Origin of the sequence: Pseudonocardia nigra (genome assembly GCF_019396355.1) — a bacterium.
Lineage (GTDB): Bacteria > Actinomycetota > Actinomycetes > Mycobacteriales > Pseudonocardiaceae > Pseudonocardia > Pseudonocardia nigra.
Genome location: NZ_JAHKRK010000002.1, coordinates 64,872 through 89,385, shown reverse-complemented (window position 1 = coordinate 89,385; position 24,514 = coordinate 64,872). Strand labels below are relative to the sequence as shown.

The following is a 24,514-nucleotide window of genomic DNA, read 5'->3' as shown; positions in this document are numbered from 1 at the left end:
GCGAGATGGAACTCGACCTCGGGCCGGAGGCGGCCCGGTTCCGGCAGGAGACCCGGGACTGGATCGCGGCCAACGCCCCCGACGGGCTGGCCGAGCTGGTCGACTGGAACACCCCGCCCATGACGGCGGGCGACCACTCCGCGCACGCGCGGGCGCAGGCGAGCCCCGTGCACACCGAGTGGGAGGTCCGGTTGCTGGCCGACCGCATGATCTGTCCGCAGTGGCCCGAGCGGTTCGGCGGCCGCGGCTGGACCCTGGTGCAGAACGCGATCTTCAGCGAGGAGTGCGCGCTGGCCGGCGTGCCGCGGGTGCGGCGCGGGTTCGGCGAGGGCATGGTCGGCCCGTCGGTCATGGCGCACGGCACCCCGGAGCAGCAGCAGCACTTCCTGCCGCGGATCATCAGCGCCGAGGACGTGTACTGCCAGGGCTTCTCCGAGCCCGATCACGGCTCCGACGTGGGCGCGATCTCCACCCGCGGCGTCGTCGAGGGCGACGAGATCGTCATCAGCGGGCAGAAGGTGTGGACCTCCGGCTTCGCCCGCGCGAACATGATCTTCGTCCTGTGTCGCACCGACCCCGCGGCGCCCAAGCACCGGGGCATCTCCTATGTGCTGCTCCCGATGAAGGACAACAACATCGTCGCCCGTCCGCTGCGCCAGCTCACCGGCGGTGCGGAGTTCGGGGAGGAGTTCTTCGACGGGGCGCGGGCACCGCTGTTCCACGTCATCGGTGGGCTGAACAACGGCTGGCGGGTGGCGATGACGACGCTCGGGCACGAGCGCGGCGGCAACGCCACGGTCGCGCACTTGAAGTACCAGCGGCAGTTCGCGGCGCTCGTGGAGCTGGCCCGGGCGGCGGGCCGCGACCGCGACCCCGTGGTGCGCCAGCAGCTCGCGTGGGCCCACACCCACGTCGAGATCATGCGGTTCCAGGGCCTGCGGCTGCTCGCGCAGCTGGCGGAGGGCCGCGAGCCGGGGCCCGAGGCGTCGATCGCGAAGCTGTTCTGGAGCGAGTACGAGCGCCGGGTCGGCGAGATCGCGGTGGAGCTGCTCGGCCCGGACGCGCTCGTGCGGCCCGACGGGGAGGGCTACCCGCTCTCCCGCTGGCAGGAGGTCTTCCTCGCCAGCCGCGCCGGAACCATCTACTCCGGCACCAGCGAGATCCAGCGCAACATCATCGCCGAGCGCGCACTCGGGCTCCCGCGGGAGCCGCGCCCGGCCGAGGCGAAGGGGGTGCCGGCATGAGCTCGGCCATGAGCGAGCGTGCGAGCGAATCATCGGCGCTGGACGGGCGGGTCGCCGTGGTGACCGGGGCGGGCCGCGGGATCGGGGCCGGGATCGCCCGGCTGCTGGCCGCACGCGGCGCCGCCGTGGTCGTCAACGACCTCGGCGTGGAGCTGGACGGCTCCGGGGCGGACACGGGCCCGGCCGCGCAGGTGGTCGACGAGATCACCGCCGCGGGCGGCACCGCGATCGCCGACGGCGCGGACGTCTCCGACGCCGAGCAGGCCGAGGCGCTGGTGCGCACGGCGGTCGAGAAGTTCGGCAAGCTCGACGTGCTGGTGAACGTGGCCGGCATCCTGCGCGACCGGATGATCTTCAATCTGAGCGAGCAGGAGTGGGACGACGTCATCCGGGTGCACCTCAAGGGGCACTTCAACACGACGAAGCCCGCGGCGGCCTACTGGCGCGAGCAGCGCAACCCCGAGGGGCACTACCGCCTGATCAACTTCACCTCGGTCTCCGGACTGCACGGCGCGCCCGGGCAGCCCAACTACGCCGCGGCGAAGATGGGGATCGTCGGGCTGACCTACTCGTGCGCCAACGCGCTGGGGCGCTACGGGGTCACGGCCAACGCGATCTCGCCGGGCGCCGCCACCCGCATGACGGCCTCCATCCCGGGTGAACGGCGGGCGGGCACCAGTGCCGGGAACGACGAACGGTCGCCGGACAACATCGCCCCGATCGTCGGCTACATCGCGAGCGAGGCGTCGGACTGGCTGACCGGCCAGGTGGTGGGCGCCCGCGGCTACGAGGTGCACCTCTACAACACGCCCGCGCCGATCCGGCACGTCGTGTCGGCGAACCCGTGGGAGCCCGAGCGGCTCGCCGACCTCGTCGAGCGCACGTTCAAGCCCGCCGTCGCGCCGAACGGGAGGTGAGGGCCGTGGACCTCGTGTTCAGTCCCGAGCAGGAGCAGCTGCGCGCGTCGGTGCGGCGGTTCCTCGCGGAGAAGTCCCCGCTGTCGTCGGTCCGGGCCCTCATGGACGATCCCACCGGCCACGACCCGGCGGTGTGGCGGCAGATGGCCGAGCAGCTGGGACTGCAGGGCCTCGCGATCCCGGAGAAGTTCGGCGGCAGCGGGTTCGGCTTCGTCGAGCTGGCCGTCGTGCAGGAGGAGCTGGGCCGCGCGCTGCTGCCCTCGCCGTTCACCGCCACGGTGGTGCTGGCGGCGCACGCCCTGCTGGACGCGTCCGACCCGGCGGCCGCCGAGGACCTCCTCCCCGGCATTGCCGATGGCTCGACGATCGCCACCCTCGCCGTGAGCCTGCGGTGGGACCCCGAGTCGCCCGCGTTGACGGCGGAGCGGTCGGTCGAGGGCTGGGTGCTGCACGGCAGCGTCGGGCAGGTCCCGGACGGGCACGTGGCCGGCCTGGTCCTGGCGGCGGCCCGGACGCCGGCCGGCCCGTCGCTCTTCGCGATCGACGCCGCCTCCGGGGCACCGGGGCTGACCCGCACCCCGTTGCCCACGCTCGACCAGACCGCCCGGCTGGCGCGGCTGGACCTCGAGGGCGTGCCCGCCCGGCTGGTCGGCACCGAGGGGGCGGCGGGCACCACCCTGCGCCGCACCCTGGACCGGGCCGCCGTGGCGCTCGCCGTCGAGCAGGTCGGCGGGGCGCAGCGCGCGCTCGAGATGGCGGTGGAGTACGCGAAGGTGCGCCACCAGTTCGACCGCCCGATCGGTAGCTTCCAGGCGATCAAGCACAAGGCGGCCGACGTCATGCTGCAGGTGGAGTCGGCCCGGGCCGTGGCCCGGTACGCCACGTGGGCCGTCGCGCGCGACTCGGCCGAGGTGCCCGCGGTGGCGAGCCTGGCCAAGGCCTACTGCTCCGACGCCTACTTCGCGGCGGCCGCGGAGAACATCCAGATCCACGGCGGCATCGGGTTCACCTGGGAGCACGACGCGCACCTGTACTTCAAGCGCGCCGCGGCCACCCGGCTGTTCCTCGGCGACCCCACGTTCCACCGCGAGCGGCTGGCCGTCGCGATCGGGCTGTGACCAGCCTCGACACCGAGAAGGCGACCACCCGGCGGGCGGACGCGCGCTACGCGTGGCGCCTGCTGTCGGTGGTCTGCCTCGCGTCGTTGATGAGCGGGCTGAACAACAGCTCGCTCACCATCGCGCTGCCCGCGATCGTGGCGGGTTTCGACGCGAGCGCGTTCGAGGCGAGCTGGGTGCTGCTGGCCTACCAGCTCACCAACGTCGTGCTGATGGTGTTCTTCGGGCGGCTGGCCGACGTGCTGGGCAGGCGCTCGATGTACCTCACCGGTGTCGCGGTGTTCACCGTCGCGAGCCTCCTCTCCGGGTTCGCCCCGACCGTCGGGGTGCTGATCGCCTGCCGGGTCCTCCAGTCGGTGGGCAGCGCCATGCTCATCACCAACAGCGCTGCCCTGCTGACGGTGGCGTTCCCCCGCAGGCTGCTCGGCCAGGGCATGGGCATCTACATGGCCTCGTTCTCACTGGCCCAGCTGCTCGGCCCCACGGTCGGCGGCTACGTCGCCACCGAGTTCGGGTGGCAATGGACGTTCTGGGGCAACGTGCCCGTCGGGCTGGTGTGCCTGCTGTGGGGGCTGCGGGTGATGGCGCGGGTGCCCCGCAGCGGGGAGCCGCTGCGGCTGGACGTCGCGGGCAACCTGCTGGTGCTGTTCGGGCTCGGCGGGCTGCTCCTGGCGCTGTCGCAGGTGGGCGCCGTCGGCTGGGGGAGCCCGGTGGTGCTCGGCGGCTTCGGGCTCTTCGCGTTGGCCGTCCCGGCGTTCCTGCTGGTCGAGCGGCGGGTGCCGGCTCCGGTCGTCGACCTGCGGATCTTCCGGGACCCGGCCGTGGGGCTGGGCACGCTCGCGGGGTTCCTCGCGACGATGTCGCGATTCGCCGTGGTGCTGATGATGGGGCTGTACTTCCAGGCGGTCCAGGGCGACACCCCCGCGGAGGCCGGCGTCAAGGTGCTGCCGCTGGCGGTCGCGGCGATCGTGGTGTCGCCGCTGTCAGGGGCGCTGCAGCGGCGGGTCGCGCCCAGGACGGTGGCCGTCGCGGCCTGCGCCGTCTCACTGGCCGGCATCCTCATGCTGCTGGTGGTCATCGCGCCGGACACGCCCTATCCGCTGTTGATCGGCGCGGTCGTCGTGCTCGGGATCGGCTCGGGCGCGTTCATCCCGGCCAACAGCACGGCGATGCTCCAGGACCTGCCGCCCGACCGGCTGGGCGTCACCAACGGGGTGCGGCTGATGGCGCAGAGCTCCGGCGTGGTGATCAGTACGGCGATCGCGCTGACGCTGCTGAGCGCGCCGCTGCCGCCCGCCCTCCGCGCGCACGTGTTCGACGGGTCGATCTCCGAGGTGTCCCCGGCAGCCCTGGACGCACTGGTGACCGGCTACCGCTGGGTGTTCGGGCTGATGGCGGTGATGTCGGTCCTGTGCCTGATCGCGTCCGTGGCCGCGCGCCATGTCGCACCCCACCCCGGCGCCCCCGGCAGGACGACCGCTGCGACGACGGTTCCGACCACGGAGGAGTGAGCAGGAATGGGCATGGCAGAAGGTGTTCTCGCGGGCAGGATCGCGCTCGTCACGGGGGCGAGCCGCGGGATCGGCGCGGAGATCGCGCGGCGGTTCGCCGCCGAAGGCGCCACGGTGGTCGCTACGGCGCGCACGGCCGAGCCGGGCGGCGCGCCACTGGAGGGCTCGCTCGCCGACACGGTGGCCGCCGTCGCGGCGGCGGGCGGGCGGGCGCACGCCGTCGCCGCCGACCTGTCCCGCGCGGCCGACCGCGTGGCGCTGGTCGAGCGCGTCACCGCGGAGCACGGACCGGTGGACGTCCTGGTCAACAACGCCGCCGTCACGTGGTTCACCCCGATCGCCGACTTCCCGGCCAAACGGGCCGCCCTGATGCTGGAGGTGCAGGTCACCGCGCCGATGCACCTCGCGCAGCTCGTGCTGCCGGCGATGCGGGAGCGGGGGAGCGGCGCGATCCTCAACATCTCCTCCCGCGCGGCCATCCACCCGCAGCTGCCGCCCACCGCCCGCGCGGCCCGCGGCGGCACGGTCTACGGGATGTGCAAGGCCGCGCTCGAGCGGTTCACCACCGGGCTCGCCGCCGAGGTGTACTCCGACGGCATCGCCGTGAACGCGCTGTCGCCCAACCGCGTGGTGCCCACCCCGGGCACCGTCTTCCACCACCTCACGACCGACGACGACCCGGACGCCGAGCCGCCCGCGGTGATGGCGGAGGCGGCGCTCGCGCTCTGCCGCCCGGCCGCGGACGGGAGCCCGCCGCTCACCGGGCGGGTGACCTATTCCCAGGACCTCCTGGCCGAGCTGGGCATCGCCGCCCCGGCGGCGGGCTGAGTGTCCGCCGGGTCCGCGGTGACCTCCGGCCCGGTGACGGAACGGGTTGAGCTGGTGCTCGCGCCCAACCCGGGCCCGATGACGTTCGACGGCACGAACTCGTGGGTGCTGGTCGAGCCGGGCGGCGGCGAGGCCGTGGTCGTCGACCCCGGCCCGGACGACCCCGGCCACCTCGGGCGGCTCGTTGCCGTGGCGGCGCGGCGGGGCGCGGTGATCAGCCGGATCCTGCTCACCCACCGGCACGGCGACCACGCCGAGGGGGCGCGGGCGCTCGCGGATCGCACGGGCGCACCCGTGCTCGCCAGCGACGGACGCTGTGCCGACGGGGTGCTGCGCGGCGGCGACGTGCTCGACGCGGGTGGGCTGCGCGTCGAGGTGCTCGCGACTCCGGGACACAGCCGCGACTCGCTGTCATTCGCCCTGCCCGCCGACTCCGCGGTGCTCACCGGCGACACCGTGCTGGGCCGCGGCGCCCCCGCGATCCTGCACCCCGACGGGCGGGTCGCGGACATGATCGCGTCGCTGCGGGCGCTGCGGTCCCGGCACGCGGGCCTGGTCCTCCCCGGGCACGGGCCGGTCGTGTCCGAGCCCGGGCGGGTGCTGGACGCCGCGCTGCGGGCGCGGGCCCGCCGGCTCGAGAGCGTCGTGCACGCCCGCCGGGGCGGCAGCGCGGACGTGGCGGAGATCGTCGATGCGCTTTACCCGGCGCTGCACCCGCACGTCCGACGGGCCGCCGAGGCGACGGTCCGCGCCCACCTGGCCTACCTCGACACCGACCCCGACCTCACGGCGCTGGAGGCGATCCGGTGACCCCTGCGCCCGGGTGGGTCCGCGTGGACTGCCATGTGCACACCGTCGCCTCCGGGGACGCGGTGCTGCGGGTGGAGCAGCTGGCAGAACGCGCCGTCGCGCTGGGCATCGACGTCGTGTTCGTGACCGACCACAACGAGACCTCCGCGGCGCTCGCCGCGTACGGGCGTGACCTCGGCGTCCGGATCGAGGTGGGCGAGGAGGTCAGGACGGCCGACGGCGAGGTGCTCGGGCTGTTCCTCACCGAGCGGATCCCCTACGTCCTCCCGATCGACGAGGTGGTCCGCCGCATCCGGGGCCAGGGCGGGCTCGTCGGGCTGCCGCACCCGTACGATCCGCTGCGGGCCGGAGCGGGCGCGGTGGCCGACGAGCTCTGCGCCGAGGGCGCCGTCGACCTCGTCGAGGTGTTCAACCCCAAGGTCCACGACGCCGCGCACAACGCGGCCGCCGAGGCGCTCGCGGCCCGGCACGGGCTGCCCGCGATCGCCGGTTCGGACGCCCATCACGTCGCCGACCTCGGCGCCGCCTACCTGGAGATGCCCGACTTCGGCTCGCCCGCGGAGTTCCGGGCCGCGCTCGCGGACGCCCGCGTGGTGGGGGAGCTGCGCCCGCACGCCCCGCGGTTCCGTGGGCCGCCGCAGGCGGGCCGGGAGGTTCGGCGCCGGTGATGGCAGCAAAGCCACTTTCATGCCACGTGGTTGCGTGAAAGTGGCTTTGCTGCAACGTGGTCCGCCCCCTCCACATCCGGTGGCCCGCAGGGCGGCGAACCTCGGTTGACAGTTGTTAGATATCTGACCTATTTTCCCTCCCGCAGGTCCACCGGACAAGGGAGTCGGAGATGGGTGCAGTCGTGGGATCGAGCCTCCGGTCGTCGCCGTACCGGCTCGGGGTGCTCGTGGCCGCGGCCGCCCTCGCCGTCGCGGGATGCGCGGGCGGGTCGGGCGGCGGGGACGCGGCGGACGAGCCGCTGTCGGTCTGGCAGTTCTACGGCGACGAGTCGATGCCGACCGGCAAGCCGTTCTACGACCTCGTGGCGCGCTACGAGCAGGAGCGGGGCGCCGACGTCGACATCCGGTTCATCCCCTACGACGACTTCAACCGCACGCTCACGCAGGCGGCCGCGGCGGGTGAGGGCCCGGACATCGCGCTGATCAGCGCGTTCGACACCGCCGCGATGGCCGAGGGCGGCGTGATCGAGGACCTCAGCGCGCGGGTGCAGGAGTGGGGCCAGCAGGACGCCTACTTCGAGACGAGCTGGGCCTCCACCCAGGTCGACGGGCAGTCGTTCGGGATCCCGCACCTCGCCGACGCGTACGCCGTCTACTACAACCGGGCGCTGCTCGACGAGGCCGGGCTCGCCGTGCCGACCACCTGGGCCGAGATGGAGTCCACCGCGGCCGCGCTGGCGGGCGACGGCCGGGCCGGCCTCGCCGTCAGCGGGATCGAGGGCGCCGAGGGGGCCACCGGCCTGCAGATCCGGATGCTGGCCGCGGGGGCCGAGCCCACGGAGATCGACAGCCCGGCCGGGCACGCGGCACTCGAGTCGTTCCGGCGGCTGGTCGAGAGCGGCGGGCTGTCCGAGGGCTTCCTCACCTGGAACGAGGAGGACGCGAAGAACCAGTTCGCCACCGGCCAGGCCGCCATGATGATCAACTCTGCGACGTACGTGAGCATCCTGCGCGAGGAGAACCCGGAGCTCGACTGGAGCGTCGCGGTTCTCCCGCGGGAGGAGTCGGGGCAGACCGTCCTGTCGGCCGAGAACCTGACGATCGGCGCGACGAGCGACGACCCGGACCAGGCGTGGGACCTCATCGCGTTCATGCAGCAGCCCGAGGAGCTCGCCACCTACCTTCCCGAGCGCAACAAGCTCCCCGCGCGCGACGACGTCCCGGGCACCACCGAGGACCCGATCCGCGCGATCTTCGCCGAGCAGCTGCAGCAGGCGTGGGCACCGGACGCCGCGCTGGCCGCGCACAACAACGAGGTGCTGACCGCGCTGCAGGCCGCGCTGCAGGCGACGATCAGCGGCACGAGCGTGGCGGAGGCGGCGCGCAGTGCGCAGGCCACCATCGACGAGACGATGGCGACGTCGTGACCGCCCGGAGGACGCCATGACCGCTGTCCTCGAGCAGCGGACGGAGTTGCCCACCCACGGCAGGGGTGGGCGGCGCCGCCGCGCCGGGAACGGGATGAACCACCTGTTCCTGCTGCCCGCGGTGGTCTTCGTCGCCGTCACGGTGATCTACCCGCTGGTCTACAACGTCGTCCAGGCCTTCCAGGACGTCGGCCTGCGGGAGATCGTGGACGGCGGCGCGGAGTGGGTCGGGTTCGCCAACTTCGCCGACCAGTTCGGCCGCCCGGAGTTCTGGCGGGCGCTGTACCTCTCGCTCGCCTACACCGTCGGCACCGTCACGCTCACCTACGTGGGCGGGCTCGCGCTGGCGCTGCTGTTCGTGCGCGAGTTCCGCGGGCGCAACGTCATGCGGGCGCTGCTGCTGCTGGCCTGGATCCTGCCGACGGTGGTCGGGGCCAACGTCTGGCGCTGGCTGCTGGATGGCAGTTATGGGCTGCTCAACGCCGCGCTGCGCGGGCTCGGCCTGATCGACCAGGACGTGTTCTGGCTCGGCCGGCCCGGCCCGGCGCTCGTGTCGGTGATCGTCGGCACCGCGTGGAGCTTCGCGCCGTTCGCGATGATCCTGTTGGTCGCCGGGCTGCAGAGCGTGCCGTCGATGCTCTACGAGGCGGCGCGGATCGACGGCGCGAACGCCTGGCAGCAGTTCCGATGGGTCACGCTGCCCGCGCTGCGCCCGGTGAGCATCACCGTGATGCTGCTGATCTTCATCTTCGCGTTCAAGACGTTCGACACGGTCTACCTGATGACCGGCGGCGGGCCGGGCGGCGCCACGCTCACGCTGCCGCTCTACGCCTACCAGGAGGCCTTCGAGTTCCGCCGCTACGACACCGCTGCGGTGGCGACGACGGTCATGCTGCTGGTGCCGCTGATCCTGTCGATCTTCTACTTCCGTTCCCTGCGTCGGGAGGAGGCGGCATGACCGGCCTGCGCGTGCCGCGGGGCGAGCGGGCCCGGACGGTGGTCGCGGTGGCCGTCACCGCGGTCTACCTGCTGCCCGTCTACTGGATGCTCAACACGTCGTTCAAGGCGCAGGCCGACGTCTTCGCGCGGCCGCCCGCCCTGGTGCCCGCGCCGCCGACGCTCGCGGCCTACCGCGATGCGGTGTTCTCCGATCCCGACATCGCCAGGGGCCTGACCAACACCGCGATCATCGCCACCGGGACGACGCTGCTCACCCTGCTCGTCGCGGTGCCGGCCGCGTACGCGCTCGCCCGGCTGCGGATCCGGTTCGTCACGCCTGCGCTGCTGCTGTTCCTCGTGGTGCAGATGATCCCGTCGGTCAACCTGGCACTGCCGATGTTCGTGCTGTTCGGGCGGGCCGGCCTGGTGAACACCTACCTCGGGCTGATCGTGGCGAACTGCTCGCTCGCCGTCCCGCTGGCCATCACGATCCTGCGGCCGTACTTCCTGTCGGTCCCCGGCGAGGTGCTGGAGGCCGCGCGCGTGGACGGCTGCTCCACGTTCGGCGCGTTCGCCCGGGTCGCACTGCCGGTCAGCGGCCCGGGGGTGATCACGGTGGCCGTCGTCAGCTTCCTCGGTGCGTGGGGCGAGTTCGTCTTCGGGCTCGCCCTCGCGACCAGCGACGAGATCCAGCCGGTCACCGTGGTGATCGCCAAGCTCACCAACGCCTTCGGCACCCGCTGGAACGAGCTGATGGCCGTCTCGGCGGTCGTCGCAGTGCCCGTGATCGTGCTGTTCGTCCTGCTCCAGCGCTACATCGTCGCCGGCCTGACCGACGGCGCCACCAAAGGCTGACCGCCTCCCCAGGGAAGGACCACCCCCGCATGCCGCAGCTCGAGATCTGGGCCGCCACCCCCACCCCGTTCGCCGCCGACGGGAAGCTCGCCCTGGACGTCGTCCCGGCCCAGGCCGCCCACCTGCACGCGACGGGAGTCACCGGCGCCTTCGTCGCCGGCACAACGGGCGAGTTCAGCGCGATGGACGGCGCCGAGCGCACGTCCCTGGTGGAGGCGTGGCGCGACGCGCGCCCGGACGGGCTGCGGCTCGGGGTGCACGTCGGCCACTCCGACGTGGCGCAGGCGCAGCAGCTCGCGGCGCACGCCGAGGCCTGCGGGGCCGACCTCGTGGCTGCCGTCGGGCCCTACTACGGCGACGCCTCGACGCTCGACGCGCTGGTGGGGCACCTCGCCGACATCGCCGCGGCCGCGCCCGCCACGCCGTTCGGCTACTACCACATCCCGAGCATGACCCGGTCCGCGTACCGGGCGGGCGATGTGGTCGCCGCGCTCGCGGAGGCGGTGCCCACCCTCGCCGCGGTGAAGTTCACCGACGGCGACCTGCTCGAGCTCGAGCGCACCCGCTCGCGCGCGCCCGAACTCGGGGTCTACTTCGGCAAGGACGAGCTGCTGCCCGCGGCGCTCGCCTGCGGCGTCGACCGGGTGATCGGGAGCCTCTACAACGGCATGGCCCCGCTCGCCCACGCCGTCGCCGAGGCATTCCACCGCGGGGACGCCGCCGGGGCCTACCGGCTGCACGCGCCGTTCCGGGAGCTCGCGCTGGCTGCCGGGGCGCACGGCGGCATCGGCTTCATCAAGGCGATCCTGAACGAGCTCGGTCCGGACGCCGGGCCCGCCCGCTCGCCGTGGGGCCGCCTCACCGCTGCCGACCGTGCCAAGGTGGGCGAACTCGCCGCGTCGATCCGGGCGGCGACCGGCGAGGGAGCGCGATGACCAAGAGCCTGATCTACCTCGAGGCCCAGGCGAGGCTGCGGGACTTCATCACCGAGGCCGGGCTGGGGCCGGGCGACCGGCTGCCCCCCGAGGCCACCCTCGCCGCGCAGCTCGGGGTGAGCAGGCTGTCGCTGCGCGAGGCCACCCGGAGCCTGCAGACCCTCGGGGTGATCGAGGCCCGCCGGGGCAACGGCCTGTTCGTCTCGGCGTTCTCCTTCCGCCCGCTCATCGAGCAGCTGCCCTACGGGTTGGCCGCGTCGGGCACCGCGCTGGAGGAGATCCTCACCGCCCGCGAGGCGATGGAGGTGGGCCTGATGCCCGCCGTCGCCCGCCGCAACCCCCAGCCCGAGCTCGCCGAGTGCGCCCGCCTCGCCGACGCCATGACCGCCCTGGAGTCGCGGGGGGAGTCGATCGCCGAGGTGGACAAGCAGTTCCACCTGCTGCTCTACCGCGCACTGGGCAACCCGCTGGTCGACAACCTCATCGAGGTCTTCTGGGAGCTGTTCACCCGGCTCGGCGACGCGATCCCGGTGCCGCCGGAGGGCGGTCGGGGCACGGTGCACCTGCAGATCATCCGGGCGCTGCAGAAGCGCGACGCCGAGGCGAGCATCGCCGCCATGCAGCAGCACTTCGACGACATCCGGGCCAGGGCGGCGCTGCTGCGGCCCCGCGAGTCGGACGCGGGGTAGCGGGTGCGGCCGCTCAGCGCCGGTGAGCTCCGCGGGGTCTGGGCGACCGTGCTGCTGCCGATCCGCCCCGACGAGAGCATCGACTCCGACCGGCTGGGCCGGGCGCTCGACCACGTGCTCGGCGCCGGCGTCGCCGGGGTCTACACCAACGGCACGGCGGGGGAGTTCCACACGCTCGACGAGGCGGAGTACGACGCACTGCACGTGCTCGTCGCCGAGCGCTGCTCCGCGGCGGGGGTGGCGTTCCAGCTCGGGGCGAGCCACCCGAGCGGCCAGCTGTCCCTGCAGCGGATCCGGCGGGCCGCCACGTTGCGGCCCGGCGCGATCCAGGTGGTGCTGCCGGACTGGTTGCCACTGCGCCCCGACGAGGTGCTGGCCGCCGTCGATCGGATGGCCGCCGTCGCCGACGGCGTGCCGCTCGTGCTCTACAACCCGCCGTACGCGAAGACCCGGCTGGAGCCCGAGCTGTTCGGGCGGCTCGCCGCGGCGGTGCCCACCCTCGTCGGCGTGAAGGTCCCCGGTGGGGACGACGACTGGTACGCGCGGATGGCCGACGCCGTGGGCGGGCGCCTCGCGGTGTTCGTCGCCGGGCACACGCTGGCGTCGGGGCACCGGCGGGGCGCGGCGGGCGCGTACTCCAACGTGGCCTGCCTGAACCCGGCGCGCGCGGTGCGCTGGTACGAGCAGATGTGCACCGACCCGGAGGCGGCGCTCGACCTCGAGCGCAGGCTGCGGGATTTCCTGGACGCGCACATCGCGCCGCTGGCCCGCGCGGGCTACAGCGACCCGGCGCTGGACAAGACCCTCGCGGCGATCGGGGGATGGGCGCCGATCGGCACGCGGGTGCGGTGGCCGCACGCGTCCGTCGACGAGGCGGCGGTCCCGGCCCTGCGTGCGGCGGCCGTCGCGGCCGTCCCGGAGCTGCTGGCCGCCTGACCCGCGCGACCGGCTGTCCGGAAAGCCATGTTCCTGTCGCTCGACGTCGGGAACGTGGCTTTCCTGTCGTTCGGGGCGCCGTGAGGCACTGCACAGACCCCACAAGTTGTAGAGGCCAACTAACTGAGTATAGTTGCTGGTAGCAACCAACTGGGAGGTGCTGTGATCACCGCGGCCACCGCAGACGAGCTGCTGGACGTCCTCCGCACGATCGTGCGCGCGAGCCGGACCGCCCGCCAGATCCCCCTGGAGGAGGACCTGCCCGCGTGGACCGTTGCGGTGCTCAGCCTGCTCGCCCGCGAGGGGGAGCAGCGGCTCGGGCAGGTCGCCGCGCACCTCGAGGTCGACCCCTCGGTGGTGAGCCGGCAGGTGGCGGCGCTCGAGCAGCTCGGCCTCGTGACGCGCCGCCCCGACCCCGCCGACGGCCGGGCGCAGCTGCTCGCCGTCTCCGAGGCCGGCCACGTCGCCCTCGCCGAGTACCGCGCCCTGCGCGCCCGCTGGGTGGCCGAGGCACTCGGCGACTGGGACGACACCGAGGTGGCCCACCTCGTCGCCCGGCTCGACCAGCTGGTTCACGACCTGCACCACGCGGTGACCGAACGGAGCCAACCCGTCCTGCGGGCGCCCCAGCCGGCCTCGTGACCCGGGCAACGGAGCCCCGACCCGCACCACCCACCCCATCTGTGCCCGAGGAGACGGACTTGACCACGTCCAGCGAGGGAACGCTCGCCGCCCAGGCGAGCGCCACCCGACAACCGGCCGCCGAGGAGAGCGGCCGGATGACGCACCGCCAGACCCTGGAGGCACTCTCCGGGATGTTGCTGGCGATGTTCACCGCGTTCCTGTCCTCGACGATCGTGTCGAGCGCGCTGCCGACGATCATCACCGACCTGCACGGCACGCAGAGCCAGTACACGTGGGTCGTCACCGCGACGCTGTTGGCCGCGACCGCCAGCACCCCCATCTGGGGCAAGCTCTCCGACCTGTTCAGCAAGAAGCTGCTCGTCCAGCTCGCGATCACGATCTTCACGCTCGGCTCGGTGCTCGCCGGGTTCTCCCAGTCGGTCGGCACGCTGATCGCCTGGCGGGCGCTGCAGGGCCTCGGGCTGGGCGGCCTGCAGTCGCTCATCATGATCGTGATCGCCGCGATGATCAGCCCCCGGGAGCGGGGTCGCTACACCGGGGTGATCGCTACGGTCATGTCGGTCGCGCCCGTCGCGGGCCCGCTGCTCGGCGGCCTCATCGTCGACACCGACTGGCTGGGTTGGCGGTGGTGCTTCTGGGTCGGTGCGCCGCTGGCGGCGGTTGCGCTGCTCGTCGTGCAGCGCACGCTGAACCTGCCCGTGGTGAAGCGTGACGTCAGCATCGACTACCTGGGCGCCGCGCTGATCGCGGGCGGGGTGTCGACGATCATGATCTGGGTGACGCTGGCGGGCAACCAGTTCGCCTGGGGCTCGAGCATCTCGCTGAGCCTGGTCGGGCTCGGCGTCGTGCTGCTGGTGCTCGCGGTGATCGTGGAGTCGCGGGCCAAGGAGCCGATCATCCCGCTGCGTCTGTTCCGCGACCGCACGACCACGCTGACCATCCTCGCCAGCGTCGCCGTCGGCGTGGCGATGTTCGGCAGCGCCGTGTTCCTCGTCCAGTACTTCCAGGTCGCCCGCGGCTACTCGCCGACCGCGGCCGGTCTGCTCACGTTGCCGATGATCGTCGGTTCGACGATCGCGGCCACCGGCTCGGGTGCGCTCATCACCCGCTTCGGCCGGTGGAAGATCTTCCTGGTGGTCGGCTCGTTCCTCATGGTTGGCGGTTTCGGACTGCTGTCGACGATCGACCACGAGACGAACATGGTGGTGATGGGCGCGTACCTGCTCGTCATGGGCCTGGGCACGGGCATGATGATGCAGAACCTCGTCCTGGCCGTGCAGAACTCCGTGGCCGTCACCGATCTCGGCGCGGCCACCTCCACGGTCACCTTCTTCCGGTCGATGGGCGGCACCGTCGGTGTGTCCGTACTCGGCGCCGTGCTCGCCGCCCGGGTCACCGAGTCGACCGCGGAAGGGCTCGCGGCGGCCGGCGTGCCGACCTCCGGAGCCGGGACGGGCAACGTCGGGATCGGCAGCCTCAACGAGTTGCCGCCCGCCATCGCCGGAATCGTGCGCGCGGCCTACGGCGACGCCACCGCCCTGATCTTCCTCGTGGCGGCGGCGATCGCGGTCATCAGTGTCGTCGCGATCCTGTTCATCAAGGAGGTGCCGCTGCGCACCGAGACCGGGCTGGAGCGGCAGCACGCCGAGGCGCGGCAGGCCCAGGGGAACGCGGCGCCGGCCGGGGCCGACACCGAGCGCATGCCCGCGGTCGTCGCCCGCACCGGCAGCACGAACGGCGGCAACGGCAACGGCAACGGCAACGGCAACGGCCGCTCGGGTGCGCCGATCCCCGCGATCGCGCACGGGCCGGAGTTCCGCCCGGCGAACGGGCACGCCCCCGCCGCGGGCAACGGCAGGCACACGCCGCCCACCCCGGGCCCCGGCGTGCACGGCACCGTCTCGAGGGGTGACGGTGCCGGGCTGGGCGGGGCCGTCGTCACCGTCACCGATCAGGGCGGGCGGCAGCACGCCAGCACCGCCACCGGGCGCGACGGGACCTACCGGATGGCACTGCCCACCGGCGGCACCTACCTCGTCGTCGCGGCGTCCGGCGCGTTCGAGCCGCACGCTGCGCTCGTGCCGGTGGCCGACCGGCCGGTCCGGCACGACATCGCGCTCAGCGGCAGCAGCGGTGTGCAGGGCGTCGTCACCAGCCCCGACGGGCACGGAGGCGACACCGCGGTGGCGGATGCCGCCGTCACGCTGATCGACGTGCAGGGCACGGTCGCGGGCACGACCGGCACCGACACCGGCGGCCGCTACCGGCTGCCGGGCGTGCCGGACGGGCAGTACACGCTCACCGCCGCAGCGCCCGGCCACCCGCCGGTCGCGGTGAGCGTCCGGCTGAGCGCCGGGGCACGCATCGAGCGCGACCTCGTGCTGCCCGCCAGGGCCGTGCTGCGCGGCACGGTCACCGCGGCGGGCACCGGCGCGGTCGTGGGGGAGGCGCTCGCCACGCTCGTGGACGCCGACGGCGCCGTCGTCGGGTCCGCGGTCACCGGCCCGGACGGCGCGTTCGAGTTCGGCGACCTGCCCGCGGGCACCTACACGCTCACCGCGCGCGGCTACGGCCCGGTGGCACAGGTGGTGCAGGTGGCGGCAGGCGCGGTGGCCACCGCGGTCGTCAGGCTCGCCCCGCCGACGGGCGCCGCGCGGGTGACCGAGGCGGCCGGGAGCCTGCGATGAGCGAGCGTCAGCGAGCGAGTCATCAACACAGTGCCTGCGCGAAGCGCCGGCCGAGCGCCAGCGAGGCCGTGCGATGAGCGAGCGTCAGCGTGCGAGTCATCAACACAGTGCCTGCGCGAAGCGCCGGCCGAGCGCCAGCGAGGCCGTGCGATGACCGGGGGCGCGGTCACGGGCAGGCTCACCACCCCGGACGGCTGGCCGGTCGGCGGCGGCACGCTCACCGCGGTCGACGGTGCGGGCGGGCAGGGTGCCCGCACCGTCAGCGGCGACGACGGGCACTTCCTGCTCGACGGGCTGGCTCCCGGAGCGTACACGCTGGTGGTCGCCGCGCCCGGACACGACCCGGCGGCCAGGACGATCACCGTGGCCGACGGTCGGATCACCCCGCTCGGCGTGGTGCCGCTGGCCCGGGCGGGCGGCACGGTCCTGCCCGCGCCGGGCACCTGGGACATCGACCCGCAGCACTCGAGCATCCGGGTCAGCGCCCTGCACCTGGGGATGAGCCGGATCCACGGCAGGTTGCGCCGCTTCGCCGGGCAGATCGTGGTGGCCGACCCGCTCGAGGGCAGCTCGGTGGAGGTGACGATGGACCCGGCCGGCGTCGACTCCGACGACCCGGACCGCGACGCGCACCTGCGCAGCGCCGACTTCCTCGACGTCGCCCGCCATCCGGAGATCCGCTACAAGAGCGAGGGGTTGCGGCGGCTCGACGGGGAGCACTGGACGCTCGAGGGCGTGCTCACGCTCAAGGACGTGAGCGCGCCGGTCCCGCTGCATGTGGTCTACCGGGGCACCGGTCCGGACCTGTTCGGCGGGGTGCGGGCGGCCTTCTCGGCGTCCGCGGAGATCTCCCGGGACGACTTCGCGATCAGCTGGAACCAGTCGGTGCTCGCCGGGGTGCTGGCGGTCGGGCGGACCCTGCGGATCGAGATCGACATCCAGGCCTGCCGCTCCTGAGCAGGGCTCAGAGCCAGGCCGGGTCGGTCTCCACCGTGGTGCGGTCCAGCGCGTCGAGCAGGTCCAGCTGCGGTCCCGTGCGGGGCAGCTCGTAGCGGAAGAAGAACCGCGTGGCCTGCCGCTTGCCCTGGTGGAACGGCTCGTCGCGCCCCGCGCACGCGAGGTACTGCTCCAGCCAGATCCAGGCCAGCACGACGTGTCCGGCGGCCTCCAGGTAGATCGAGGCGTTGGCCAGCCGGGCCCGGTCGTCGGCCGCGCTGTGAGCGTCGACTGCGCCGTGGATCCGCACGGTGACCGCGACGAGGCGGTCGAGTGCGGTCTGCAGCTGCGCGGCCAGCTCGGCGGCCTCCCCGCCCGCGGCGTGCGCCTTGGCCGTCGCCCGCTCGATGGTGGCGGTCAGCAGCCGCAGCCCCGCGCCGCCGGACATCACGACCTTGCGCCCGAGCAGGTCCAGGCCCTGGATGCCGTGGGTGCCTTCGTGGATCGGGTTGAGCCGGTTGTCGCGGTAGTGCTGCTCCACGTCGTACTCGCGGGTGTAGCCGTAGCCCGAGCACCTGGATCGCCAGGTCGTTGGCGGCCACGCACCACTGCGACGGCCAGCTCTTCGCGATCGGCGTGAGCACGTCCAGCAGCAGGTGCGCGGCCTCGCGGTCGCCGGCCGCCTCCGCCGTCGCCTCCTCGTCGAGCAACCTGCCGCAGTACAGCACCAGCGCGAGCGCGCCCTCCGCGTAGCACTTCTGCGCCAGCAGCATCCGGCGGACGTCCGGGTGCTCGACGATGGCGACCGGAGGTGCACCCGGGTCCTTCGCCACGTCGGCGGGCCGGCCCTGCGCCCGCGTGCGCGCGTAGTCGAGCGACTTGAGGTAGCCGGTGTAGCCGAGCGCCGCCGCGCCCGCCCCGACGCCGACGCGCGCCTCGTTCATCATATGGAACATCGCGGCGAGGCCGCGGTGCTGCTCGCCGACGAGGTACCCGACCGCGCCCGGCCTGCCGCCGGGGGTGTGCCTGCCCTCGCCGAAGTTGAGCACGGTGTTCGTGGTGCCGCGGTAGCCCATCTTGTGGTTGAGCCCGGCGAGCACCACGTCGTTGCGCGCGCCGATCGCCCCGTCCGCCTGCACGAGGAACTTCGGCACGACGAACAGTGAGATCCCCTTCACCCCCGGCGGCCCGCCGGGGATCTTGGCCAGCACCAGGTGGACGATGTTCTCGCCCAGCTCGTGCTCGCCCGCGGAGATCCACATCTTGGTGCCGTACACGCGGTGGGTGCCGTCGTCCTGGGGCTCCGCGCGCGTGGTGATGTCGGCCAGCGACGACCCGGCCTGCGGCTCGGACAGGCACATCGTGCCGTGGAAGCGCCCCTCGACCATCGGGCGGACGAACGTCGCGACCTGCTCCGGCGAGCCGTGCGCGACGAGCAGGTTCGCCGCGGCGATCGTGAGGAACGGGTAGGCCCACGTGCCGGGGTTGGCGGCCTGGAACCACGCGAAGCACGCCGTGGACAGCAGGCGCGGCAGCTGCATCCCACCGACCGACTCGTCCATGCTGCTGCCGATCAGCCCTGTGCCCGCGAGCACGTCGAGCGCCTTCCGGACCTCCGGGATGAGGTGCACGCGCTCCCCGTCGAACACCGGCTCCTCCGCGTCGCCCCGCTTGTTGTGCGGGGCGAACTGCTCGGCGGCGACCTCGGCGGCCAGGTCGAGCACCGCGTCGAACGTCCCGCGGGAGTGCTCGGCGAACCGCGGCCGCACCAGGAGCGACTCCGCGTCGAGCCACTCGTGGAGCAGGAAGTCCAAGTCTCGGCGGGACAGCAGCAGGGACGTCACGCCACGACGTTATCCCGGCGTGCGCGTGCGGCCCGCATGCTACGCCGCGGGCGCCGCGACCGTCGCTCCGACCGACCCGCTCAGGCGCGCTGGTCCGGGGGCGCCGCCCGGCGCCGCGCCCGGTGGTTGGCCACGTTGATGCGGTTGCCGCACACCTCGGGAACGCAGTAGCGCCTGCGTCCCGCGCGGCTGGTGTCGACGAACACCCCGGTGCAGTCGGGTGCGGCGCACTGCCGGAAGCGGTCGTGCCCGAGGGTGCGCAGCACGCCCTGCAGCGCGGTCGCCGTGAGCAGCGCGAGCTCCTCGGCCGCACCCCCACCGCGGGAGCACACGTGCCAGTGCCAGCGCCCGCCCGGAGCCATCTGGAGGAACGGCCCCCCGCCCGCCGCCGCGCTGAGCCGACCCGCCCGCGCAGCGGCGTCCGCGGGATCCGGTGACTCGATCAGTGTGCGCAGGTCGGCGCGCAGCCGGTGCACCGCGGCGACGTCCGCGGCCGTGGCCGGCCGGTCGGCGAGCGCGTCGGGGTGCACGTCGTGCTCGGCGAGGAACGCCGCGAGGGCAGCCCCGTCCGGGAGCTGCTCCCCGCGGGTGACCTGCACCTCCGGGGCGGTGTTCACGAGGTCCGTCGCGACGGCCGCGCCCCAGCTGTAATCGTCCAAGCTAACTTGCACGCCTTACCAACCTCGCTTACCGTAAGCGGTGTAGGAGCATTTTATCCGTGTCGTCGACCGATCGCGAGGTGCCGATCGTGTCCGGGACCCCGACCCTCGCCCGGCCGCGCGTGAGCGCAGCCGCGCTGCTGCTCGGCCTGCTCGCGCTGGCGCTCAACCTTCGGGCCGCGCTGGCCGGCTACCCACCGCTGCTGGAGGGCGTCCGGTCGGCGCTGGGGTTCTCGGCGGGCGCGGCGGGGCTCGTGCAGACGGGCGCGGTGCTGATGATGGCCGCGGGGCCGTTCGCCGGGTCCGCGGTCGGATCCCGCTTCGGCCGGGAGCGCGCACTCGTGGCGGCGGTCGGGCTGGTCGCGCTGGGCAGCGCGCTGCGCGGGATCGCCGCGCTCGGGCCGCTGGTCGCCGGCAGCCTCGTGGTCGGGTTCGGGATCGGCGTCGCGGGCGTACTGCTCACCGGCGTGGTCAAGGAGCACCTCGCGAGCCGGGCGGGGGCGGTCACCGGCGGCTACGTCGTCGCGATGGCCGTCGGGTCGACCCTGTCGAGCGCCCTCGCCGTCCCGCTGGCCGTCGTGCTCGGGGGCTGGTCGCTGTCGCTGGCCGCGTGGGCCGTGCCCGCCGCGATCGCCGCGGCCGCATGGGCGGGGATCGTCCGGCGGCTACCGCGTGCGGCCGAGGCCGAGCCCCGAGCGGCCCTGCCCTGGCGCGACGGGTTCGCCCGCCTCGCCGCGGTCCACCAGGCCGCCGCCTCGCTGCTCGTGTAGGGCTGGCTGACGTGGCTGGCGCCGTACTTCGCGCACCTCGGGGCCGACCCGGGGGCAGCCGGGTTGCTGCTCGCCACCTGGAGCCTCACGCAGATCCCCTCGGCCCTGCTGTTCCCGGCACTGGCCGAACGCCGCAGGCGGTGGCGGTTCTGGTCGGCCCTGGCGCTCGCCTGCGTGGCGGTCGGGACCGCGGGCGCCCTGCTCGCGCCGATGGCAGCTCCGGGCGGGCCGTGGCTGTGGGCGGCGGTGATCGGGCTCGGGTCCGGCGCGGGCTTCCCCCTCGGGCTCACCCTCGTCGCCTGGCGCAGCCCGGACGGCCCGGCGGGGGCCGCGACGAGCGGGCTGGCCCTCGGCGTCGGCTACACGGTCGCCGGCCTCGGCCCGCTGCTGATGGGCGTGCTGATCGACCTGACCGGCGGCTTCCCGGCCGCGATCGGTGTCCTGCTCACGGCCGCGGCCGTGCAGGCCGTCGTGATCGGGAGGCTGGGACGGGACCGGTAGCGGTCGGGACGAGGCCACTCCCGGCGGATTGGATCTGTGGTGCGCGGACCGCTGCACCCAGACTGGACGCGTGACCCAGCAACCCGAGGCCGTGGCCGGCCGGCCCGTCGCCGTCCCGATCTACCAGACCGCGATCTTTGCCTTCGACGACCCCGCCGCGCTCGCCGCGGCGATGACCGGCCCCGACGGGGCCTTCGCCTACAGCGGCTACAGCAACCCCACCGTGCGCGCGTTCGAGGAGGCGATCGCCGAGCTGGAGGGCGGCGCCGCCGCACTGGCCACGAACGCCGGGATGGCCGCGATCAACGCCGTGCTGCTCGCCACGCTGCGCCAGGGCGACCACGTGCTCGCCCAGCGGGCGCTCTACGGCGGCACCGTCGGCGTGCTCACGGATCTCGCGGAGCGCTGGGGGGTCGAGGTCGACCACGTGCGCGGGGATGATCCGGAGGAGCTGCGGGCGGCACTGCGGCCGACGACGCGGCTGCTGTACCTGGAGACGATAGCCAACCCCACGGGCTTCGTGCCCGACCTGCCCGCGCTGACGGCGGTGGCGAAGGCGGCGGGCGTGACCACCGTCGTCGACAACACCTTCGCGACCCCGCTGCTGTGCCGGCCGCTCGACCACGGCGCCGACGTCGTCGTCCACTCCGCCACGAAGTACCTGGGCGGGCACCACGACGTCGTCGGGGGTGTGGCCGTCTTCGCCGATGCGGAGCGCCACCGCGCGGCGTGGTCCCAGGCGATCCGGCTCGGGGCGATCGCCGACCCGTTCGCATCGTGGCTCGTCCTGCGGGGCATGAAGACGTTGTCGCTGCGGGTCCGGCGCCAGTGCGCCACCGCCGCCGTGCTCGCGGACTGGCTCGCCGCGCACCCGGCCGTCGAGGCCGTGCACCACCCCGGGCTCCCGTCCCACGAGAGCCATCCCGTGGCCGCCCGTCTGCTCGACGGGTACGGCGGAACGCTGGCCTTCGACGTCACCGGCGGGATGGAGGAGGCCCACGCGGTGCTGCGCAGGCTGCGGGTGATGCTGAACGCCGGCTCACTCGGCGGGACGGAGACCGTGGTGATGCACCCGGCCACCACCTCGCACCGGCACATGGACGACGCCGCGCTGCGGGCGGCGGGGATCGGCCCGAACACGATCCGCATCGCCGTCGGGATCGAGGAGCCCGACGAGCTGTGGGCCGACCTCGAGCAGGCCCTCAAGACCATCCGGGCCGACGGGTAGGCGCTGCGGCTACCGCACCTCGATCACATGGAGTACGCGGTCCAGCATTCGGAAGTCCTCGATGTTCCGGGTGGCGAGGCTGAGCCCATGACGTTCTGCGGTCGCCGCGATCAGCAGGTCGTGGCGCCGGGCGCGGGGGTTGCGCCAACCTGCCCTGGTTGCCGGCGGCCGTTTCCCACACATCGGACGGATGGTCGTCGCCGAACAGCGCGTCGGCATCGGCCATGTCCTGGGCCCACTGCTCGGGGTCGGGCCCAGGTCCGTCGGCGGCGACGAGCTGGTCGAACTCGCGTGCGGATCCGAGACGCCCTGAGGAGGTCGCACGCTGGTGCGGTACCAGGTCGGCTACCGCTCGCCCGTGCACCGTAACCGTGAACGACTCGCCCTCGGCCACCCTGCGCATGATCTCTGCGTTGTTGTTGCGGAGTTCGGACTGCCGGATGGTCTCGCCCACTGGGGCGAGGACAGGGCTGGGATAGCGAGATCGCTATCGGCGGGCCGCCCGGCTTCCCGCTGTCGCGCTCGCCCGGCGCAGCAGCCGTTCCAGGTCGCGCCACCGTCCCGCGCCGCGGTCCTTGGCGCTCAGCACCGACACCGGCAGCGGCCACGCAATTCCCAGGTCGGGGTCGTCCCACCGCACGGCGAGGTCCTCGGCCGGGTCGTGCTCGGCGTCGATCCGGTAGCACGCGTCGGCGACCTCGGTGAGCGCCTGGAACCCGTGCAGGCAGCCGCGCGGGATGTACACGCTCAGCATGTCCCGGTCGTCGAGCCGGAACGTCTCGTGCCTGCCGAAGGTCGGGGAGTCGGGGCGGGCGTCGACGACCACGTCGAACAGCGCGCCGCTCGAGCACCGCACGAGCTTGGCCTCACCGTGCCCGACCCGGCCGTGCAGGCCGCGCAGCGCGCCGCGGACCGTCCGCGACTGCGAGTCCTGCACGAACGCCGCCGGGTCCACCCCCGCGTCCCGTGCCGCGCGGGCGTCGAAGGTGCGGCTGAACCAACCGCGCTCGTCACGGTGCGGCACCGGCTCGAACAGCAGCACACCGGGGATCTCGGTCTCGTGGACACGCATGCGTTCCTCCAGTGGGACGACGACGGCTGCCGGACCCCTACCGTCACGTCATGTGAGGTTCCGACAGCGGAGGGTGGTGAACGGTCACGATCGGCCCGAGTGCACCGGCCGGTCCGGACCAGGGTCCCGCCGCGTGAGGGCGGCGGCGATGCGGTCGGGCACCGGACTGTGCTTGTGGCCGAGTGCGGGCTTCTCGACGAGGTACCAGGAGGCCACCGCGGGCAGGAGGGTGAGGGCGAGGCCCGTCACGACGAACACCGGGGTGGGCACGCCCGCGAGGCCGGTGAGGACCAGCAGCTGCAGCACCGGCCAGTGGTAGATGTACAGGCCGTAGGACAGGTCGGCCCGCATGTGCCAGTGCCACGGGAGGCACGTGCCGAGCCAGAGGAACACGTAGGCCAGCGGCGCGGCACCGATGACCCGGTAGTCGTCGAAGGCGGCGACGCCGACGAGGAACAGGGCCGCGGCCACGGCGGCGAGGCTCGCCCGCATCGGGATGCGGTGCGCGTAGAGGTACGCCGTGGCGCCGAGGAGGAAGACGAACACGAGCCGCAGCACCCGGTCGTTGAGGAAGACCGGCAGGCCCGCTTCCTGCGCGACCGTGAGGACGGCCAGCACGGAGGTGATGATCGGGACGACGACCCGGCGGCGCCGCAGGACACCGAGCAGACCCAGCGCGGCGACGATCGCGTAGCAGAACGCCTCGAAGGTGAGCGTCCAGAGCGAGCCGTTGAAGCTGTAGGTGGTCGCGTTCTCCGCGAGGATCCCGGCGATGTCGTACTGGGTGATCAGGAGGGCGGCGTTGCCGGCGAGGTAGCGCAGCGCCGACGGGTCGCCGGTGAACGGCGCGGTGACGGGCAACCCCTGCAGCAGCGCGGCGAGCGGGGCGACGACGAGCGCGACGACCAGCAGGCAGACCCAGAAGCCGGGCATGATCCGCAGGAACCGGTGCCAGGCGTAGCGCGGGAACGCCGCGAGGGTCAGATAGCTGCGGGTGACCAGGAAACCGCTGAGGATGAAGAACCCGTCGAGGCCGAAGTCGCCGAGCGTCGAACGGCCCCACTCCGGCTGCGTGCCGGTGTGGATGGCGATGCCGTGGGCCACCGCGACGAGCAGCGCGAACGACAGCCGCAGCAGGTCCAGGCTGTTGCGCCGGGGGTCGAAGCGGTCCTGCAGGGTCGCCATGTCGTCCTTCCGTCCGCCGGGCACGCACCTCACCCGGTGGGGCACAGAATGCGACGGGGTCGCTGAACGGACGCTGAGATCACGCTGACCTGCAGGGAAACAGCGGGTTG

At 73.6% G+C, this 24,514-nt stretch carries 24 protein-coding genes and 1 pseudogene; 19 read left to right on the top strand and 6 right to left on the bottom strand.

Going from position 1 to position 24,514, the window contains the following annotated elements:
• Window positions 1–5: 5 nt before the first annotated feature.
• The 16 genes from KME75_RS01095 to KME75_RS01020 all read left to right on the top strand — a co-directional run bounded on the left by KME75_RS01095 (window position 6) and on the right by KME75_RS01020 (window position 17,166).
• The gene (locus tag KME75_RS01095; protein WP_219412591.1) at window positions 6–1,244 is read left to right on the top strand and encodes an acyl-CoA dehydrogenase family protein; all 1,239 of its coding nucleotides are present in this window, start codon (window positions 6–8) and stop codon (window positions 1,242–1,244) included.
• A gap of 8 nt (window positions 1,245–1,252) precedes the next feature.
• A complete protein-coding gene (locus KME75_RS01090; RefSeq protein ID WP_219412590.1) occupies window positions 1,253–2,161 on the top strand; it encodes an SDR family NAD(P)-dependent oxidoreductase in 909 nt (302 codons plus the stop codon).
• Between the two features lie 5 nt (window positions 2,162–2,166).
• Window positions 2,167–3,279 (top strand): acyl-CoA dehydrogenase family protein, encoded by a 1,113-nt coding sequence (locus KME75_RS01085; protein ID WP_308282483.1) that lies wholly within the window; start codon window positions 2,167–2,169, stop codon window positions 3,277–3,279.
• On the top strand, window positions 3,276–4,790 hold the full coding sequence (locus KME75_RS01080; protein WP_219412588.1) for an MFS transporter: 1,515 nt from the start codon (window positions 3,276–3,278) through the stop codon (window positions 4,788–4,790). The genes KME75_RS01085 and KME75_RS01080 overlap by 4 nt, the downstream gene beginning before the upstream one ends.
• Before the next feature lie 12 nt (window positions 4,791–4,802).
• Window positions 4,803–5,618 carry an SDR family NAD(P)-dependent oxidoreductase gene (locus tag KME75_RS01075; protein ID WP_219412587.1) on the top strand — a complete coding sequence of 272 codons (816 nt, stop codon included), beginning with the start codon at window positions 4,803–4,805 and terminating at the stop codon, window positions 5,616–5,618.
• 33 nt (window positions 5,619–5,651) lie between these two features.
• A complete protein-coding gene (locus KME75_RS01070; RefSeq protein ID WP_219412586.1) occupies window positions 5,652–6,428 on the top strand; it encodes an MBL fold metallo-hydrolase in 777 nt (258 codons plus the stop codon).
• Window positions 6,425–7,096 carry a CehA/McbA family metallohydrolase gene (locus KME75_RS01065; RefSeq protein WP_219412585.1) on the top strand — a complete coding sequence of 224 codons (672 nt, stop codon included), beginning with the start codon at window positions 6,425–6,427 and terminating at the stop codon, window positions 7,094–7,096. The genes KME75_RS01070 and KME75_RS01065 overlap by 4 nt, the downstream gene beginning before the upstream one ends.
• Window positions 7,097–7,266: 170 nt before the next feature.
• Window positions 7,267–8,523, top strand: a complete 1,257-nt coding sequence (locus tag KME75_RS01060; RefSeq protein WP_219412584.1) for an ABC transporter substrate-binding protein — start codon at window positions 7,267–7,269, stop codon at window positions 8,521–8,523.
• Between the two features lie 16 nt (window positions 8,524–8,539).
• Window positions 8,540–9,481 carry a carbohydrate ABC transporter permease gene (locus tag KME75_RS01055; RefSeq protein WP_219412583.1) on the top strand — a complete coding sequence of 314 codons (942 nt, stop codon included), beginning with the start codon at window positions 8,540–8,542 and terminating at the stop codon, window positions 9,479–9,481.
• On the top strand, window positions 9,478–10,317 hold the full coding sequence (locus KME75_RS01050) for a carbohydrate ABC transporter permease (protein ID WP_219412582.1): 840 nt from the start codon (window positions 9,478–9,480) through the stop codon (window positions 10,315–10,317). Before KME75_RS01055 ends, KME75_RS01050 begins: the two co-directional genes overlap by 4 nt.
• 29 nt (window positions 10,318–10,346) lie before the next feature.
• Window positions 10,347–11,252 carry a dihydrodipicolinate synthase family protein gene (locus KME75_RS01045; protein WP_219412581.1) on the top strand — a complete coding sequence of 302 codons (906 nt, stop codon included), beginning with the start codon at window positions 10,347–10,349 and terminating at the stop codon, window positions 11,250–11,252.
• Entirely contained in the window at window positions 11,249–11,941 is a 693-nt protein-coding gene (locus KME75_RS01040; protein WP_219412580.1) for a FadR/GntR family transcriptional regulator, read from the top strand. The genes KME75_RS01045 and KME75_RS01040 overlap by 4 nt, the downstream gene beginning before the upstream one ends.
• Before the next feature lie 3 nt (window positions 11,942–11,944).
• The gene (locus tag KME75_RS01035; RefSeq protein ID WP_219412579.1) at window positions 11,945–12,877 is read left to right on the top strand and encodes a dihydrodipicolinate synthase family protein; all 933 of its coding nucleotides are present in this window, start codon (window positions 11,945–11,947) and stop codon (window positions 12,875–12,877) included.
• Between the two features lie 162 nt (window positions 12,878–13,039).
• On the top strand, window positions 13,040–13,519 hold the full coding sequence (locus tag KME75_RS01030) for a MarR family winged helix-turn-helix transcriptional regulator (protein WP_219412578.1): 480 nt from the start codon (window positions 13,040–13,042) through the stop codon (window positions 13,517–13,519).
• A gap of 59 nt (window positions 13,520–13,578) precedes the next feature.
• Window positions 13,579–16,209, top strand: a complete 2,631-nt coding sequence (locus KME75_RS01025) for an MFS transporter (protein ID WP_219412577.1) — start codon at window positions 13,579–13,581, stop codon at window positions 16,207–16,209.
• A gap of 150 nt (window positions 16,210–16,359) precedes the next feature.
• Window positions 16,360–17,166: a YceI family protein gene (locus KME75_RS01020; protein WP_219412576.1), complete on the top strand. Its 807-nt coding sequence runs from the start codon at window positions 16,360–16,362 to the stop codon at window positions 17,164–17,166.
• A 7-nt stretch (window positions 17,167–17,173) separates the two neighbouring features.
• Here KME75_RS01020 and KME75_RS42475 read toward each other — a convergent pair whose 3' ends face one another.
• From KME75_RS42475 to KME75_RS01010, 3 genes and pseudogenes are all read right to left on the bottom strand, one after another.
• The gene (locus KME75_RS42475; RefSeq protein ID WP_308282488.1) at window positions 17,174–17,686 is read right to left on the bottom strand and encodes an acyl-CoA dehydrogenase C-terminal domain-containing protein; all 513 of its coding nucleotides are present in this window, start codon (window positions 17,684–17,686) and stop codon (window positions 17,174–17,176) included.
• A 562-nt stretch (window positions 17,687–18,248) separates the two neighbouring features.
• Window positions 18,249–18,869, bottom strand: a pseudogene (locus KME75_RS42465) (acyl-CoA dehydrogenase family protein); the annotation flags it as partial.
• A 200-nt stretch (window positions 18,870–19,069) separates the two neighbouring features.
• The gene (locus tag KME75_RS01010) at window positions 19,070–19,648 is read right to left on the bottom strand and encodes a CGNR zinc finger domain-containing protein (protein WP_246631228.1); all 579 of its coding nucleotides are present in this window, start codon (window positions 19,646–19,648) and stop codon (window positions 19,070–19,072) included.
• Between the two features lie 89 nt (window positions 19,649–19,737).
• Here KME75_RS01010 and KME75_RS42460 point away from each other — a divergent pair, with 89 nt between their 5' ends.
• From KME75_RS42460 to KME75_RS01000, 3 genes are all read left to right on the top strand, one after another.
• Window positions 19,738–20,418, top strand: a complete 681-nt coding sequence (locus KME75_RS42460) for an MFS transporter (RefSeq protein ID WP_246631227.1) — start codon at window positions 19,738–19,740, stop codon at window positions 20,416–20,418.
• Between the two features lie 63 nt (window positions 20,419–20,481).
• Complete coding sequence (locus KME75_RS42455) at window positions 20,482–20,919, top strand: MFS transporter (RefSeq protein ID WP_246631226.1); 438 nt, start codon at window positions 20,482–20,484, stop codon at window positions 20,917–20,919.
• A 70-nt stretch (window positions 20,920–20,989) separates the two neighbouring features.
• Entirely contained in the window at window positions 20,990–22,147 is a 1,158-nt protein-coding gene (locus KME75_RS01000; RefSeq protein ID WP_308282482.1) for a trans-sulfuration enzyme family protein, read from the top strand.
• Here KME75_RS01000 and KME75_RS00995 read toward each other — a convergent pair.
• The 3 genes from KME75_RS00995 to KME75_RS00985 form a co-directional block, all read right to left on the bottom strand.
• Window positions 22,122–22,601, bottom strand: coding sequence for a type II toxin-antitoxin system Phd/YefM family antitoxin (locus KME75_RS00995; RefSeq protein WP_219412574.1), 480 nt, complete (start codon window positions 22,599–22,601; stop codon window positions 22,122–22,124). The two genes, KME75_RS01000 and KME75_RS00995, sit on opposite strands and share 26 nt — an antisense overlap.
• 33 nt (window positions 22,602–22,634) lie before the next feature.
• Window positions 22,635–23,219, bottom strand: a complete 585-nt coding sequence (rfbC, locus tag KME75_RS00990) for a dTDP-4-dehydrorhamnose 3,5-epimerase (protein ID WP_219412573.1) — start codon at window positions 23,217–23,219, stop codon at window positions 22,635–22,637.
• 84 nt (window positions 23,220–23,303) lie between these two features.
• Window positions 23,304–24,404, bottom strand: coding sequence for an acyltransferase family protein (locus KME75_RS00985; RefSeq protein ID WP_219412572.1), 1,101 nt, complete (start codon window positions 24,402–24,404; stop codon window positions 23,304–23,306).
• Between the last annotated feature and the right edge of the window lie 110 nt (window positions 24,405–24,514).

What these genes read in the sequence shown, in the direction of transcription:
- KME75_RS01095 (WP_219412591.1), top strand. Translation starts at nt 6, where the DNA reads ATGGAACTCGACCTCGGGCCGGAGGCGGCCCGGTTCCGGCAGGAGACC.
- KME75_RS01090 (WP_219412590.1), top strand. Translation starts at nt 1,253, where the DNA reads ATGAGCGAGCGTGCGAGCGAATCATCGGCGCTGGACGGGCGGGTCGCC.
- KME75_RS01075 (WP_219412587.1), top strand. Translation starts at nt 4,803, where the DNA reads ATGGCAGAAGGTGTTCTCGCGGGCAGGATCGCGCTCGTCACGGGGGCG.
- KME75_RS01060 (WP_219412584.1), top strand. Translation starts at nt 7,267, where the DNA reads ATGGGTGCAGTCGTGGGATCGAGCCTCCGGTCGTCGCCGTACCGGCTC.
- KME75_RS01055 (WP_219412583.1), top strand. Translation starts at nt 8,540, where the DNA reads ATGACCGCTGTCCTCGAGCAGCGGACGGAGTTGCCCACCCACGGCAGG.
- KME75_RS01050 (WP_219412582.1), top strand. Translation starts at nt 9,478, where the DNA reads ATGACCGGCCTGCGCGTGCCGCGGGGCGAGCGGGCCCGGACGGTGGTC.
- KME75_RS01045 (WP_219412581.1), top strand. Translation starts at nt 10,347, where the DNA reads ATGCCGCAGCTCGAGATCTGGGCCGCCACCCCCACCCCGTTCGCCGCC.
- KME75_RS01040 (WP_219412580.1), top strand. Translation starts at nt 11,249, where the DNA reads ATGACCAAGAGCCTGATCTACCTCGAGGCCCAGGCGAGGCTGCGGGAC.
- KME75_RS01020 (WP_219412576.1), top strand. Translation starts at nt 16,360, where the DNA reads ATGACCGGGGGCGCGGTCACGGGCAGGCTCACCACCCCGGACGGCTGG.
- rfbC (WP_219412573.1), bottom strand. Translation starts at nt 23,219, where the DNA reads ATGCGTGTCCACGAGACCGAGATCCCCGGTGTGCTGCTGTTCGAGCCG.
- KME75_RS00985 (WP_219412572.1), bottom strand. Translation starts at nt 24,404, where the DNA reads ATGGCGACCCTGCAGGACCGCTTCGACCCCCGGCGCAACAGCCTGGAC.